We start from the raw sequence: 14559 nt of genomic DNA on the forward strand, positions 1-14559 counted from the left end.
TATTGTTCTGCCCGACAGGTGTTCGGCGGGGAGCTTATTTGAGTCTAGAGTCATCAGTGGTAACAGCCAGTGACAATAGATGCCACTTTAGTATCCTTCGGATTCCTGGCTGTCGTTTCAGCCTTCCTTGTTAAGAAAACGCCATGAGCGAACGAACGACTTCTGCAAGCTGGGCGATGGGGATAGTCAAGGCGCTGGAGATGGACGGCCTGGATTGCCGTGCCTTGTTCAAGCAGCTTGGCCTGGATTACGCCGCGTTGAATGACCCGGATGCACGCTTCCCCCAGGACTCCATGACCCGGCTCTGGCAGCGCGCGGTCGAGCTGTCGGGCAACCCGGCGATCGGCTTGAACATGGGTAAGGTGGTGCGCCCGGCGTCGTTTCATGTGGCCGGCTACGCCTTGATGTCCAGTAACACCCTGGCCGAAGGCTTTATGCGGCTGGTGCGTTATCAGCGAATCATCGCTGAAAGTGCTGACCTGAGTTTCCGACTGTTACCCGAAGGTTATGCGCTGATTCTTACCGTGCACGGCGACCATCTGCCGCCCACCCGGCAAAGCGCCGAAGCGTCTCTGGCCAGTGCCCTGGCGTTATGCGGCTGGCTGACCGGGCGCACTCTGCAACCGCGCAAAGTGCTGGTGCAGGGCGATCAACCAGCGGACCTGGCACCCTACAAACAAGCGTTCCATGCACCGCTGGTGTTCAACGCGCCCTATGACGCGCTGATCTTCGAGCGGGCGGATATGGAGGCGCCGTTGCCCACGGCGAACGAGGCGATGGCGTTGTTGCATGATCGTTTTGCCGGGGAGTATCTGGCGCGGTTTTCCGAGAGCCGGGTGACCCACAAGGCGCGGCAGGTATTGTGCCGATTGCTGCCGCAAGGCGAGCCCAAGCGCGAGGTGGTTGCGCAGACCTTGCACCTGTCCCAGCGCACCTTGCAGCGGCGCTTGCAGGAGGAGGGCACCAGTTTCCAGACCTTGCTCGACGACACCCGCCGCGAACTGGCCGAGCAATACCTGGCACAGCCGAGCATGACCCTGCTGGAAATTGCCTACCTGTTGGGGTTTGCCGACCCGAGCAACTTCTTTCGCGCGTTCCGCCGCTGGTTCGATGCCACGCCCGGCGAGTACCGGGCGCGGTTGCAGGAGGCTCCGGTCAGTGACGCCAAAACGCCGGAATGCACAGCACAAACACCGTAATGATCTCCAGCCGGCCCAGCAGCATGCCGAGGGACAGGATCCACTTGGCGGCGTCCGGCAGGGTGGAGAAGTTGCCGGCCGGGCCGATGGTTTCCCCCAGGCCCGGGCCTACACCGGACACGGTGCTGGCGGCGCCGGTCAGCGCGGTCATCCAGTCCAGGCCCAGCAGTGACAGGGCCAGGGCGATGGCGCAGATGGTGATGGCGAAGAAAAACGAAAAGGTCAGGATCGAACGCACGATTTCTTCATCGAGGCGATGGCCGTTGTACTTCTGCTTGATCACCGCCCGAGGGTGAATCAGCTGGTTCAAGTTGGCCTTGAGCAGGATGTAGGCGACCTGGAAACGGAAAATCTTGATCCCGCCAGCGGTGGAACCGGAGCAACCGCCCACAAAGCCCAGGTAAAAGAACAGCATCAGCGAGAAATTGCCCCAGATGCTGTAGTCCCCCAGCGCAAAACCGGTGGTAGTCACTACCGAAGTGACGTTTACCGCCACGTGGCGCAGCGCCTCCAGCCAATGCAGATTGGTGGTCCACCAATACCAGGTGCCGAGCACCAGCCAGGTCACCACCAGCAAACCGAGCATGCCCTGCACCTGCTGGTCCTTGATCAGCGCCCGGCGGTTGCCGCGCATCGTGGCCACATACAGGGTGAACGGCAGGCTGCCGAGAATCATCACCACCACCGCCACCCAGTGCACCGCCGGCTGTTTCCAGTGGGCCAGGGATTCATCGGAGGTGGAGAACCCGCCGGTGGAAATCGCCGACATCGCATGGTTGATCGCATCGAACAGGCCCATGCCTGCCCACCAGAACGCCAGGCTGCCGAGGATGGTGATGCCCACGTACGCCGCCACGATCAGGCGCGCCACCATGTGCGAGCGGGGCATGACCTTTTCCGAGCGGTCGGAGGACTCGGTCTGGAACAGGCGCATGCCACCGATGCGCAGCAGCGGCAGGATCGCCACCGCCATGCCGATAAAGCCGATGCCGCCGAGCCAGTGCAGCAGCGAGCGCCAGATGAGGATGCCCGGGGACATGGTGTCCAGGCCGCTGAGCACCGTGGAACCGGTGGCGGTGATGCCGGACATGCTTTCGAAGAACGAGTCGGTGTAGCTGATGTGCTGGGTCAGCAGGAACGGCAGTGCGGCGAAGATGCACACCACCAGCCAGCTGGAGACGGTCAGCAGGTACATGTCCCGGGGGCGCAGGTGCACGTGCTCCGGGCGGCCGGGGATCACCAGCGCCAGGCCGGCGATGAAGGTGATCAGGCTGGCCCAGAGGAACGATGGCAGGTCGCTGGTGCGTTCGAAGAACACTAGGGTCGCCATGGGGATGACCATGGCGATCGCCAGGGTGATCAGGAAGATGCCGATTATGAAACCGATTATCCGTAAGGTCGGCAACGCCATGAGGTCCGCTCGGTGTGACAGGAAAGGCGCCATTCTACCTGCGGTGCAGGGCAAGTAAACCGGGGGCTGGAAGGCGACGCCGGGCAAATGTGGGAGCGGGCTTGCTCGCGAAAGCGGTGTGCCAGTCAACGGATGCATTGGCTGACCCTCCGCTTTCGCGAGCAAGCCCGCTCCCACAGGGGGTTGCGGTGGTTAATGGACCTTGAAGGGCAGGCACAAAAAAGGCGACCCGAAGGTCGCCTCATTCAACGCGGCACGGATCAGAAATCGTGATCAGCGTTATCCGGGTTCAAGTCACTGATGCCCAGCTTGCCAGCGGCCTGTTCGATCGAGCCGGTCTGCTTGACCAGCGCGGCGATGGCATCACGCACGATCTGGTTGCCTTTATCGTTACCGGCCGCGATCAACTGGTCGTAATGCTCACCGTTGTTGGCGTGGTCGACCATCACCTGGATCTTCGCTTCGGTCGACGCCAGGTCAGCTTTCAGTGTCGCATCGGCGGTCGGATCAGCCTTGGCCACCAGGGACGACAGGCTTGGGCCGGTCATCTTGGTACCGTCGGTGCGGGTGTACTCACCCAGGTAAACGTTACGAATACCCTTGGCGTCATAGAAGTGCGAGTTGTGGGTGTTGTCGCTGAAGCAATCCTGTTCGTCTTCCGGCGAGTTGGCTTCCAGGGAAACCTTCATGCGTTCACCGGCCAGTTCGCCCAGGGACAGGCTACCCATGCCGAACAGCATTTTGCGCAGGCCATCGGTCGGCGCTTCGGCTTCCAGGGTGGCGCGGTAGTTGTCTTCGACGTTGGGTTTCCAGTTGCCGACCATTTCTTCCAGGTCGCTGACCAACAGTTGAGTCACGGCGCGCAGGTAGGTGCGGCGGCGTTCGTTGTGGCCGCCAGTAGCGCCATCACCGGTCATGTAGTCCGATGCTGGACGATTGCCGGCGCCCGGGCCGGTGCCGTTCAGGTCCTGGCCCCAGAGCAGGAACTCAATCGCGTGGTAACCGGTGGCCACGTTGGCCTCGGAACCGCCCAGCTCGTTCAGGCTGGCGAGTTTTTCCGGGGTGATGTCTTTCACATCGACCTTGTCTTCGCCGACCTGGATTTCGTTGTTGGCGATGATGTTGGCGGTTGCGCCAGGGTTGCCCAGGGCGTGTTCGTAGGTTTTGTCGACGTAGTCGATCAGGCCTTCGTCCAGGGGCCAGGCGTTCACTTGGCCTTCCCAGTCGTCAATGATGGTGTTGCCGAAGCGGAACACTTCACTCTGCAGGTACGGCACGCGGGCGGCGATCCAGGCGGTACGGGCCGCTTTCAGGGTGTCGTCGTTCGGGTTGGCGAGGAAGGTGTCGATCGCGGTTTGCAGGGTTTTCGCGGTGGACTCGGCATCGCTGTAGACGGCGAAGACCATGTCAGCGTAATGCGCGACCACGGCCTTGGCAGCGGCCTCGTCGACCTGGCCTGCCGGGGCAGCCGCAGGGGCTGGAGTGCTGGCGGCGGCCGGGGCTTGAGGTGCGGCGGCCTTGTCTTTGCCTTCACCGCAACCGGCAAGAGAAATGGCAATGGCGAGAAGGCTGGCGGTGGCCAGGGGCATACGAATCATGGCGAACATCCTGCTTCGGTTGATGATGGGGCACGCGGGGGGGCGCGCAAAACTGCGACATAATGCGAAAGATTTGCATTTTGTGTAAAGGGTTATAACTAGGAAATATTTAGTTTCGATTCGCTGGCCATCGGTGCGCGGGGCACCACTGGCCAGCATTGCTTCAGAGAATGGCCGCGTTATTGCGTTGGGCCTGTTTCAAGTAGACCGCCAACTCCCGTGCCGGCAGGGGTTTGCTGTAGTGGTAGCCCTGACCTTCGTGGCAACCCTCGGAGATGATGTAGGCCTCCTGTTCGGCGGTCTCCACGCCTTCGGCGATCACCTGCATGCCGAGGCTTTTGCCGAGCTGGATGATGGCCCGCACGATGGTCGCATCGTCGTCGTCATCCAGCAGGTCCTGGACGAAGCTCTTGTCGATCTTGATCTTGTCCAGCGGCAGGCTTTTCAGATAGCTCAGGGACGAATAACCCGTGCCGAAGTCATCAATTGCAATCAGCGCCCCGGAGCGGCGCAGGCTCAGCAGGTGCTGGGCGGCGGTGCTGATGTCCTCCATCAGGCCGGTCTCGGTGACTTCCAGCTCCAGGCTGCGGGGCGGCAGGCGGTAGATTTGCAGCAGGTTGTTGACCACCCGTGGCAGCTCGGCATGGTGCAACTGTACGGTGGACAGGTTGACCGCCATGCGCAGCTCGGTGAAGCCCAGGTCATGCCATTCCCGCAGTTGCCGGCAGGCCTGGTCCAGCACCCATTCGCCGATGGCAATGATGGTGCCGTTCTGTTCGGCCAAGGGGATAAACAGGTCGGGCGGCACCAGGCCGTGTTCCGGGTGCTGCCAGCGAATCAAGGCTTCGACACCCACCACGCGATGGTCGAGATAGCTGATCTGCGGCTGGTACACCAGGTGGAACTGCTCGCGGCTCAAGGCGTCGCGCAGATCCTTTTCCAGTTCACGGCGGCGGCGCATTTCGCTGTCGACGCTGGCGATATAGAACTGGTAGCGGTTGCGCGAACGGCTCTTGGCCAGGGTCATGGTCTGTTCGGCTTTTTGCAGCAGCTTCTCGGTGCTGTCGCCGTCTTCCGGGAACAGGGTGATGCCGATGGTGGCACGCAGGCGTATCTGCTCGTGCCCATCGTCGAGGGCGAATTCCGCTTCCAGGTCATCAAGAATGCTTTGTGCCAGTTCGGCGGCTTCGTAGGGTTGCTCGATATCGGCCTGCACCAGGGCGAACTGGTCGCCACCCAGGCGGGCGAGGGCGCCGAGACGGCCACTGTGGGCCCGCAGACGGTCGGCCAGGGCCAGCAGCAATTGGTCGCCGGCCTGGTAGGTAAACTGCTCGTTGACGCTTTTGAAGTCATCCAGCCCCACGCACAGCACTGCAACGCTGCGTTGGCGGCGGCCGGCGTCGATCAGGATCTTGTCCAGTTGCTCCTGCAACTTCTGGCGGTTCGGCAGGCCGGTAAGAAAGTCGTACTGGGCCATGCGCAGCAGGCTGTTTTCCGCCTCATGGCGCAAGTGCGTGTTGCGCTCGATGGATTCGAGCAACTGGTTGGCGGTGTTGATCCAGATCCCCAGCTCGTTTTTCTCGTGGCCCTTGAGCTGCGGGATCTTGTGCTCGCTGGGGCGGTCCGGGTTGATTGAACTCAGGTGCTCGATGATGCGCGACAGCGGCTTGGTCAGCAGCCAGTGATAGACCAGGTACAACACCAGGCCCATGGCCAGGGCCCGCAGCACCCCGGAGATGAAAATGATCACCGAACTGACGAGAAACCCTTTGCCATAGGTGGCGGTGTCGAGGGTGATGCTCAGGTCGCCGTAGTACTCGCTATAAGGCCCGCGCCCCACCAGTGGCGTGGTGAAGGTGCGCTCCTGGCCCAGAATCAGGTCGGTCAGCCAGCGGGTCGGGGATTGTTGCAGGTCGCGGGTTTTCTCCGCGAGCATGGTTTCGTTGGGGTGGCCGATGGAGGCCATGCGCACGGCATCGTCCTGGAACAGACCTTCGATGACCTGCATGCCCATCTCCCGGTCCAGGCTGTAGACGGCCTGGGTGGACGGGTCGCGAAACATGTCGAGGATACGTTGGGCATCACCGGCCACGGCCTGGCGCGTCTTATACGCATCAAAGACGATCTGCGCCGCGCTCAGCACCACGCCCACTGCCAATGCCGAAAGCAGCACCACCCGTAGCAACTTCACCGACAAGCTGTTTTTGAGTTCCAGCTTCAAAGGGGTATTCCTTGTTCCATGCGGGTAGCCTCAATATGCCATGAGTATTGGCAATCCAGTGATGGCAGTCAAAGGGACATTGCGACAGGCGGCTGTTCGGGGCGTTGGTGGGCAGGCAGCGGGGAAATGTTGAAGGGGAAGCTGATCAGGTGGGAGGCGGATTTTCACCCGCCCTCCTTGGTTCATCAAAAGGTCAGGGGTGGCTGTTGTTGCTGATTTCCAGCCTGCTGGGTGAAGTCCAGCGCTTTGCCTGCAACGTCCTGGGCGACCTTCATCCCCATATCCACGGCTTGCATGGCCATGGGCGCAACGATTGGGGCCAGTGCTGCGGCGCCTGCGCTTTCTGCGATCATAGGTACATCTCCGATGTTGAATGAGAGGCGGATTCCTCTCGCTGCGTGGGTGGCAATTTCCTGTCGTTGAGTTCCACTGTGCCTGGCGGGTTTTTCCGTTTGTGACCGCCCACAAAAAAGCCCGGCAATGCCGGGCTTTTTCTACTGCAAGCGTTGCTTAAGCGGTGAAGGTTTTGCCTTCGAACTGCTCAGCCACGAACTTCCAGTTGACCAGGTTCCAGAACGCTTCCACATACTTTGGACGCACGTTGCGGTAGTCGATGTAGTAAGCGTGTTCCCAGACGTCGCAGGTCAGCAGCGGGGTGTCGCCGCTGGTCAGCGGGTTGCCGGCGCCGATGGTGCTGGCCAGGGCCAGGGAACCGTCAGCCTTTTTCACCAGCCAGCCCCAACCGGAACCGAAGGTGCCGACGGAAGTCTTGGTGAACTCTTCCTTGAACTTGTCGAACGAACCGAAGGCTGCGTTGATGGCTTCAGCCAGCGCGCCGGTAGGTTGGCCGCCGGCGTTTGGCGCCAGGCAGTTCCAGTAGAACGTGTGGTTCCAGACCTGAGCGGCGTTGTTGAAGATGCCGCCCGAAGAAGACTTGACGATTTCTTCCAGGGTCTTGCCTTCGAACTCGGTGCCAGGCACCAGGTTGTTCAGGTTCACGACATAGGTGTTGTGGTGCTTGTCGTGGTGATACTCCAAGGTTTCCTTGGAAATGTGCGGCTGCAGGGCATCGTGTGCGTAGGGCAGCGGCGGCAATTCGAAAGCCATGATGATTCTCCTAATCAGGTCAGTTGCGGTGAGCGCAAGGCCGATCACGGGCGGCCAAACAAGCGCCGGGGAGTTTGTACTCTTTGCGGCGCAGGGGCTGGATCATAGCACCGGGGGTGCGGCAAAACCACGCAACAACTGTGTGGGATAGAGGTTCCAGAGGGTTTTGGCTTCTGTTGAAAAAAGTTTATGCGGCGCTGATTAATTGATAGGCCACGCTGAACATCATGGCCGCCACCAGCAGGTCCAGAATTCGCCAGGTGGCAGGGCGCGCCAGCCACGGTGCCAGCCATGCGGCGCCCAGGGCCAGGGTCATGAACCACAGGAATGAAGCGCTGGCGGCACCGGCCACGTAGGCGCCCGGCTCGGTCTGCTGGGCGCCGAGGGAGCCGATCAACAGAACCGTGTCCAGATACACGTGGGGATTGAGCAACGTCACCGCCAGGGCGCTGAGCATCACCGCCTTCAGCGAGCGCACCTTGAGGTTCTCGCCCTGGCCCAGGCTCTGCTTCGAGCAGGCCCGGCGCAGGGCGAGGGTGCCGTACCACAACAGGAACGCCGCACCGCCCCAACGGGCAACTGCCAGCAATATCGGGTTATGCGCCAGCACGGTCGCCAGGCCGAACACGCCGGCGGCCACCAGGATTGCGTCGCACACCACGCATAACGCCGCCACGGGCAGGTGATGTTCGCGCCGCAGGCTCTGCGCCAGCACAAACGCGTTCTGGGTGCCGATCGCCATGATCAAACCAAAGGCCACCAACAGGCCATTCGTATAGCTCTGCCACATAGGATTTACTCCGCGTCCGCTGCCAATTGCTGCAACACGTTCATCGCGCGCTCGGCATCGGCGCGGCCAACGAACAAGTGATCGTGGTAGTAGCCGGCAATCACGTTGCAACTGATCCCGGCCTTGCCCAGGGCGGTGGCGAAGGCCGCGGTCAGGCCGACGGCTTCCAGGGCCGAATGCACGTTGAGGGTGATCCACGCCGCTACGTATTCGAAAGCCAGTCCGGCCCGTTCGGCCTGCTGGCGCTCGACGATCAGCGTCAGGCCTTCCTGCTCGCGAAAGCTGCCGATCACGTCGCAACCTTCGGGAATGCGGCTGTCGGCCAGGGTGCAGAACACGTAGTCGCCGTCGTTGAGCTGTGGGCTCATGCTGCGCAGCAGGGTTGCCAGGGCGGTTTCGCCAGCCATGTGGAAGGTCCTTGAATAAGAAGAAGCGATGCTGGCTATTCTCCCGTCCAAGGCTGTATAAGAAAAACCAATATTGCTGATCGCTCATTAGGAAAACTGATGTTCGACTATAAATTGCTTTCCGCCCTGGCAGCGGTGGTGGAACAGGCTGGCTTTGAGCGGGGCGCCCAAGTGCTGGGAATTTCTCAGTCGGCGATCTCCCAGCGCATCAAGCTGCTGGAAGCGCGGGTCGGCCAGCCGGTGCTGGTACGCGCCACGCCGCCGACGCCCACCGAAATCGGCCGCCGTTTGCTCAACCACGTGCAACAGGTGCGGCTGTTGGAGCGCGACCTGCAAAGCCAGGTGCCCGCCCTGGATGAAGAGGGCATGCCCGAGCGTCTGCGCATCGCCTTGAATGCCGACAGCCTCGCCACCTGGTGGGCCGAGGCCGTGAGCGACTTCTGCGCCGAGCAACACCTGCTGCTGGATTTGGTCGTAGAAGACCAGACCGTCGGCCTCAAACGCATGCGTGCCGGCGAAGTGGCGGCGTGTATCTGCGCCAGCGAACGCCCGGTGGCCGGTGCCCGCAGCCTGTTGCTCGGTGCCATGCGCTATCGGGCGCTGGCCAGCCCGGCGTTTGTCGCGCGGCACTTTCCCGATGGCGTACGCGCCGATCAACTGGCCCGCACCCCGGCGCTGGTGTTCGGCCCGGATGACTTTCTGCAGCATCGCTACCTGGCGTCCCTGGGTGTCGACGGTGGTTTCGAACACCATTTATGCCCCTCGTCCGAAGGTTTTATCCGCCTGACGGAAGCCGGATTGGGCTGGGGCCTGGTGCCCGAATTGCAGGTGCGCGATCAACTGGAAAGAGGCGTGCTGGTGGAGTTATTGCCAGATAAGCCGATCGATGTGCCTCTGTACTGGCATCATTGGCGCAGTGGTGGACAATTGCTGGGGCTGCTGACGGATCATCTGGCACACACAACCGGGCAATGGTTGGTGCCGTTGGCGTGATGGCCGGCGTCAAGGCAACAGCGATGAAAAACGAAAGAATGCGGAGTAAGTCATGAAAATTCTGGTCACCGGCGCAAGCGGCTTCATTGGCGGGCGTTTTGCGCGTTTCGCTCTGGAGCAGGGCCTGGACGTGCGGGTCAACGGGCGGCGGGCCGAAGGTGTGGAGCATCTGGTGCGGCGCGGCGCCGAGTTTATCCAGGGTGATTTGAATGATCCGGACCTGGTGCGCGAGCTGTGCCGCGACGTCGAGGCCGTGGTGCATTGCGCCGGGGCCGTAGGGCTGTGGGGGCGCTATCAGGACTTCCATCAGGGCAATGTGCTGGTCACCGAAAACGTGGTGGAGGCCTGCCTCAAGCAGCGGGTCGGGCGCCTGGTGCACCTGTCGTCGCCGTCGATCTATTTCGACGGCCGCGACCACCTGGGGGTGACCGAAGAACAAGTGCCCAAGCGCTTCAAGCATCCGTATGCGGCCACCAAATACCTGGCGGAACAAAAGGTGTTTGGCGCCCAGGAATTCGGCCTCGAAGTGCTGGCCCTGCGCCCGCGTTTTGTCACCGGTGCCGGTGACATGAGTATCTTCCCGCGCTTGTTGAAGATGCAGCACAAGAACCGCCTGGCGATTGTCGGGGATGGCCTGAACAAGGTGGATTTCACCAGCGTGCACAACCTCAATGAAGCGTTGCTCAGCGGTTTGCTCGCGACGGGTTCAGCGTTGGGCAAGGCCTACAACATCAGCAACGGCGCCCCGGTGCCGGTGTGGGATGTGGTGAACTATGTGATGCGTCAAATGGACATGCCCCAGGTCACCCGTTACCGGTCCTACGGCTTGTCCTACAGTGTCGCGGCGCTGAACGAGGCCTTCTGTGCGATGTGGCCAGGACGTCCGGAGCCGTCTTTGTCACGGCTGGGCATGCAGGTCATGAACAAAGATTTCACCCTCGACATCACCCGCGCACGGCATTATCTCGACTACCAGCCCAAGGTCAGCCTGTGGGCGGCCCTCGACGAGTTCTGCAGTTGGTGGAAGGCCCAGGACGCAGCACTTAAATAACCGGCAACACTCCGGGAACCGAATTTGCGACCCAGGGTCGATCAGTGCGGCAGGTCGGGGGTTTATACTCCGGCGCTTGGCTATTCATATGCCACCTCAAAGGTTTGAAGGTTGATTCATGCGTAACGATGCTAACGACGACTTTGACAACGTTCCCAGCCTGCGGGCTGACACCCCGGACGACGATGATTTCGAGCCTACGCCGGCCACGTCCGTGCGTTCCCGGCCAACGCCTGTGGTCAAGGTCAAGAGCGCCAGTACCGGGCCGTTGTGGGCACTGGTCGGCGCACTCCTGTTTGCCTTTGCCGGCCTTGCCTGGTGGAGCTTCCAGCAGATTTCCCTGATGGGCCAGCAACTGGTGGCCACCCAGGAAAGCTTCGCGCGTATCAGCGAGGAAGCGGCGGGGCGCCTGCAGGATATTTCCGGCAAGGTGGTGGCCAGCGAAGCTAACGTGAACAATGGCAGCGAAGCCCTGAAATTGCAGATCAAGCAACTGGAAACCCAACTGCTCGAGCAGGGCAAGCAGCAGTTGGGCGTGGCCGGCCAAGCCACCGACCTGGACAAACGCCTGGAGCAAATGACTGCCAGCACCGCCCAACTGTCCAGTGCCAACGCGCAACTGCAAGGCCAGGTCCAGGCGCTGACGGAGGCGGTGGCAACCCTCAAGTCCCGGGACGCCGAGTTCAAGGACCTCTCCGCCGACGTCGCGGCCCTGAAAAAGCAGGGCAACCCCACCGCCGCCATCGCCCGCCTGGAGCAGGACCTCGTGGTCCTCAAGAGTGAACTGGACAACCGCGCGGCGGCCTCCGACGGTCCGTCCACCAAGGAGTTCGACGTGTTCCGCATCCAGACCACGCGCAACGTCACTGCCTTGCAAAGCCAGGTGCAGAACCTGCAGCAGCAGATCAACCAGCCGGCCCGGATCACCCCGCTCGGGCAGCAGTGATGTGAGGGCCTGCAGGCGTCATCACACATGGCGCCTGCAGGCCCTGGCACACTCAATGTCACCATCCGGTGACATTTCCTACCTCCTTCGTTACTTGCCCTCGCCCCGCCCTTGTTTAGACTCCCGTCATCCCGCACATAATAAAAAGGGCTAATCATGACCACGCAACCACTGCCTGCCAGTAGTTGGCTGAACGCTCCTGCCCATCACGCCTGGCTTGCCACTGAAGGCCAGCGCCTGCTGTCATTCGCCAAGGCTTCCAAACTGCCTGAAGGCTTCGGCAATCTCGACGATCACGGCGTTTTGCCGCCCGATGCCGTCGCTGAAACCATGAACACCGCCCGTATGACCCACAGCTTCGCCATGGCCCATAGCCTGGGGCTGCCAGGTTATGCCGACCTGGTGGAACATGGCGTTGCGGCCCTCAGCGGCCCGCTGCGCGATGCCCGGCACGGTGGTTGGTTCGCTACGCCCGATGCCCGCGATGGCAACACCGGCAAGGCCGCCTACCTGCATGCCTTTGTGGCCCTGGCTGCCAGCTCGGCAGTAGTGGCCGGCGCGCCCGGCGCACACATCTTGCTCAACGACGCGACCCACATCATCGACCAGTACTTCTGGAGCGAAGAGGAGGGCGCGATGCTTGAGTCCTTTGCCCAGGACTGGAGTGGTGTAGAAGCCTATCGCGGCGCCAACAGCAACATGCACGCCACCGAAGCCTTCCTGGCCCTGGCCGATGTCACCGGTGAAACCCGTTGGCTGGATCGCGCGCTACGCATCGTCGAACGGGTGATCCATACCCATGCGGCGGAAAACCAGTACATGGTGATCGAGCATTTCGACAGTCACTGGCAACCCCTGCGCGGTTACAACGAAGATAATCCGGCCGATGGTTTTCGCCCTTACGGCATCACCCCTGGTCACGGCTTTGAATGGGCGCGGCTGGTGCTGCACCTGGAGGCGGCGCGCCTGGATGCCGGGCTCGTTACGCCTGAGTGGTTGTTGACCGACGTCAAAGGCCTGTTCGCCAGTGCCTGCGAATATGCCTGGGCCGTCGACGGCGCCCCCGGCATTGTCTACACCCTCGACTGGAGCCAGCGCCCCGTGGTGCACGAGCGCCTGCACTGGACCCATTGTGAAGCCAGCGCGGCTGCCCAGGCGCTGCTCAAACGCACGGGTGAGCTGCATTACGAAATCTGGTACCGGCGCTTCTGGGAGTTCTGTGAAAGCCATTTCATTGACCGCACCCATGGCAGCTGGCACCACGAACTGAGCCCGAAAAACCAGCCCAGCAGCCAGATATGGGGTGGCAAGCCGGACCTGTATCACGCCTGGCAGTCTGTCTTGCTGCCGGGTCTACCCTTGGCACCGAGCATGGCCAGTGCCGTGGCCGCCGGGCGTTATGTCACCAAGTGGTGACATTTTGGCGTCCCTTTGTTACCTGCACCTAAAAATCCCTGTTTAAACTCGTTTGCAGCGCAAGCACCGACTTGCATGCATAACAACAAGAAAAAAGGTACTCAGATGAAAGCGATCAGTCGCCTCGCCGTTGCTATTTCCGTTGCCTCGTTGTTTCCCCTCAGTGCTTTTGCCGCCGACTCGAAAGGGACGGTTGAAGTTGTGCATTGGTGGACCTCGGGTGGCGAGAAAGCGGCAGTAGATGTCCTGAAGGCCCAAGTTGAAAAAGACGGTTTCACCTGGAAAGACGGTGCCGTCGCCGGCGGTGGCGGTTCGACTGCCATGACCGTACTGAAAAGCCGCGCCGTTGCTGGCAACCCGCCAGGCATGGCCCAGATCAAAGGCCCCGACATCCAGGAATGGGCGTCCACCGGGCTGCTCGACACCGACGTCCTGAAGGTTCCCGCCAAAGAAGAGAAGTGGGACAGCCTGCTGGACAAGAAAGTCTCGGATACCGTGAAGTACGAAGGTGATTACGTCGCCGTGCCGGTGAACATCCACCGCGTCAACTGGCTGTGGATCAACCCGGAAGTCTTCAAGAAAGCCGGTATCGAAAAACCGCCTACCACCCTCGAAGAATTCTACGCCGCTGGCGACAAGCTGAAAAAAGCCGGCTTCATTGCGCTCGCCCACGGTGGCCAGCCTTGGCAGGACAGCACCGTTTTTGAAGCGGTCGTGCTCTCGGTCATGGGGGCTGACGGTTACAAGAAGGCCCTGGTCGACCTGGATGAAAAAGCCCTCACCGGCCCTGAAATGATCAAGTCCCTGACCGAGCTGAAGAAAGTCGCGACCTACATGGACGCCGACGGCAAAGGCCAGGACTGGAACCTGGAAGCGGCCAAAGTCATCAACGGCAAGGCCGGCATGCAGATCATGGGTGACTGGGCCAAGAGTGAATGGACCGCCGCCAAGAAAGTCGCCGGCAAAGACTACGAGTGCGTAGCCTTCCCGGGCACCGACAAGGCCTTCACCTACAACATCGACTCCCTCGCAGCCTTCAAGCAGAAAGACAAAGGCACTGCTGCCGGTCAGCAGGACATCGCCAAGGTCGTGTTGAGCGAAAACTTCCAGAAAGTCTTCAGCATCAACAAGGGCTCGATCCCGGTTCGTATCGACATGTTGAAAGACATGGGCAAATACGGCTTCGACTCCTGCGCCCAGACCGCTGCCAAGGACTTCCTTGCAGACGCCCAGACCGGTGGCCTGCAGCCGAGCATGGCGCACAACATGGCGACCACGCTGGCGGTACAAGGCGCGTTCTTTGATGTCGTGACCAACTACATCAACGACCCGAAAGCTGACCCTGCTGATACCGCGAAGAAACTCGCGGCAGCGATCAAGTCGGCCAAGTAACGGTTAGCACTGAATGGCCTTGTGGGGG

Annotated in this window: 13 protein-coding genes; 6 read left to right on the plus strand and 7 right to left on the minus strand. The window is 61.3% G+C overall.

Features of this window, described 5'->3' with window-relative positions; all coding sequences use genetic code 11:
* The first annotated feature begins 143 nt into the window (after positions 1–143).
* A complete protein-coding gene (locus ACUN0G_RS20370) occupies positions 144–1199 on the plus strand; it encodes an AraC family transcriptional regulator (protein WP_010169878.1) in 1056 nt (351 codons plus the stop codon).
* Here the strand turns inward: ACUN0G_RS20370 and ACUN0G_RS20375 are convergent.
* The 7 genes from ACUN0G_RS20375 to ACUN0G_RS20405 form a co-directional block, all read right to left on the minus strand.
* A complete protein-coding gene (locus ACUN0G_RS20375; RefSeq protein ID WP_258347358.1) occupies positions 1156–2610 on the minus strand; it encodes a TrkH family potassium uptake protein in 1455 nt (484 codons plus the stop codon). The genes ACUN0G_RS20370 and ACUN0G_RS20375 overlap by 44 nt on opposite strands.
* 260 nt (positions 2611–2870) lie before the next feature.
* Positions 2871–4208 carry an imelysin family protein gene (locus ACUN0G_RS20380; protein WP_218264555.1) on the minus strand — a complete coding sequence of 446 codons (1338 nt, stop codon included), beginning with the start codon at positions 4206–4208 and terminating at the stop codon, positions 2871–2873.
* 163 nt (positions 4209–4371) lie between these two features.
* Positions 4372–6429 carry a putative bifunctional diguanylate cyclase/phosphodiesterase gene (locus ACUN0G_RS20385; protein ID WP_421525417.1) on the minus strand — a complete coding sequence of 686 codons (2058 nt, stop codon included), beginning with the start codon at positions 6427–6429 and terminating at the stop codon, positions 4372–4374.
* A gap of 185 nt (positions 6430–6614) precedes the next feature.
* Complete coding sequence (locus ACUN0G_RS20390; RefSeq protein WP_421525416.1) at positions 6615–6782, minus strand: hypothetical protein; 168 nt, start codon at positions 6780–6782, stop codon at positions 6615–6617.
* 157 nt (positions 6783–6939) lie between these two features.
* The gene (locus ACUN0G_RS20395; RefSeq protein WP_003212997.1) at positions 6940–7536 is read right to left on the minus strand and encodes a superoxide dismutase; all 597 of its coding nucleotides are present in this window, start codon (positions 7534–7536) and stop codon (positions 6940–6942) included.
* 187 nt (positions 7537–7723) lie between these two features.
* Positions 7724–8326 (minus strand): LysE/ArgO family amino acid transporter, encoded by a 603-nt coding sequence (locus tag ACUN0G_RS20400; protein WP_076015866.1) that lies wholly within the window; start codon positions 8324–8326, stop codon positions 7724–7726.
* A 5-nt stretch (positions 8327–8331) separates the two neighbouring features.
* Positions 8332–8733, minus strand: coding sequence for an ACT domain-containing protein (locus ACUN0G_RS20405; RefSeq protein ID WP_445574124.1), 402 nt, complete (start codon positions 8731–8733; stop codon positions 8332–8334).
* Between the two features lie 99 nt (positions 8734–8832).
* Between ACUN0G_RS20405 and ACUN0G_RS20410 the strand changes: the two genes are divergently transcribed.
* The 5 genes from ACUN0G_RS20410 (at position 8833) to ACUN0G_RS20430 (ending at position 14531) form a co-directional block, all read left to right on the plus strand.
* On the plus strand, positions 8833–9726 hold the full coding sequence (locus tag ACUN0G_RS20410; protein WP_063027695.1) for a LysR family transcriptional regulator ArgP: 894 nt from the start codon (positions 8833–8835) through the stop codon (positions 9724–9726).
* Positions 9727–9778: 52 nt separating this feature from the next.
* The gene (locus tag ACUN0G_RS20415; RefSeq protein WP_445574125.1) at positions 9779–10777 is read left to right on the plus strand and encodes an NAD-dependent epimerase/dehydratase family protein; all 999 of its coding nucleotides are present in this window, start codon (positions 9779–9781) and stop codon (positions 10775–10777) included.
* A 118-nt stretch (positions 10778–10895) separates the two neighbouring features.
* Entirely contained in the window at positions 10896–11723 is an 828-nt protein-coding gene (locus ACUN0G_RS20420; protein WP_445574126.1) for an ATPase, read from the plus strand.
* Between the two features lie 156 nt (positions 11724–11879).
* Entirely contained in the window at positions 11880–13139 is a 1260-nt protein-coding gene (locus ACUN0G_RS20425; protein WP_445574127.1) for a D-mannose isomerase, read from the plus strand.
* Between the two features lie 105 nt (positions 13140–13244).
* Entirely contained in the window at positions 13245–14531 is a 1287-nt protein-coding gene (locus tag ACUN0G_RS20430; RefSeq protein ID WP_134327218.1) for an ABC transporter substrate-binding protein, read from the plus strand.
* The last annotated feature ends 28 nt before the right edge of the window (positions 14532–14559 follow it).

Source organism: Pseudomonas sp. 32A (genome assembly GCF_052682255.1).

Coding starts and splice junctions, on each gene's coding strand:
- ACUN0G_RS20370 (WP_010169878.1), top strand. CDS start 144: ATGAGCGAACGAACGACTTCTGCAAGCTGGGCGATGGGGATAGTCAAG.
- ACUN0G_RS20375 (WP_258347358.1), bottom strand. CDS start 2,610: ATGGCGTTGCCGACCTTACGGATAATCGGTTTCATAATCGGCATCTTC.
- ACUN0G_RS20380 (WP_218264555.1), bottom strand. CDS start 4,208: ATGATTCGTATGCCCCTGGCCACCGCCAGCCTTCTCGCCATTGCCATT.
- ACUN0G_RS20390 (WP_421525416.1), bottom strand. CDS start 6,782: ATGATCGCAGAAAGCGCAGGCGCCGCAGCACTGGCCCCAATCGTTGCG.
- ACUN0G_RS20395 (WP_003212997.1), bottom strand. CDS start 7,536: ATGGCTTTCGAATTGCCGCCGCTGCCCTACGCACACGATGCCCTGCAG.
- ACUN0G_RS20400 (WP_076015866.1), bottom strand. CDS start 8,326: ATGTGGCAGAGCTATACGAATGGCCTGTTGGTGGCCTTTGGTTTGATC.
- ACUN0G_RS20405 (WP_445574124.1), bottom strand. CDS start 8,733: ATGGCTGGCGAAACCGCCCTGGCAACCCTGCTGCGCAGCATGAGCCCA.
- ACUN0G_RS20410 (WP_063027695.1), top strand. CDS start 8,833: ATGTTCGACTATAAATTGCTTTCCGCCCTGGCAGCGGTGGTGGAACAG.
- ACUN0G_RS20415 (WP_445574125.1), top strand. CDS start 9,779: ATGAAAATTCTGGTCACCGGCGCAAGCGGCTTCATTGGCGGGCGTTTT.
- ACUN0G_RS20420 (WP_445574126.1), top strand. CDS start 10,896: ATGCGTAACGATGCTAACGACGACTTTGACAACGTTCCCAGCCTGCGG.
- ACUN0G_RS20425 (WP_445574127.1), top strand. CDS start 11,880: ATGACCACGCAACCACTGCCTGCCAGTAGTTGGCTGAACGCTCCTGCC.
- ACUN0G_RS20430 (WP_134327218.1), top strand. CDS start 13,245: ATGAAAGCGATCAGTCGCCTCGCCGTTGCTATTTCCGTTGCCTCGTTG.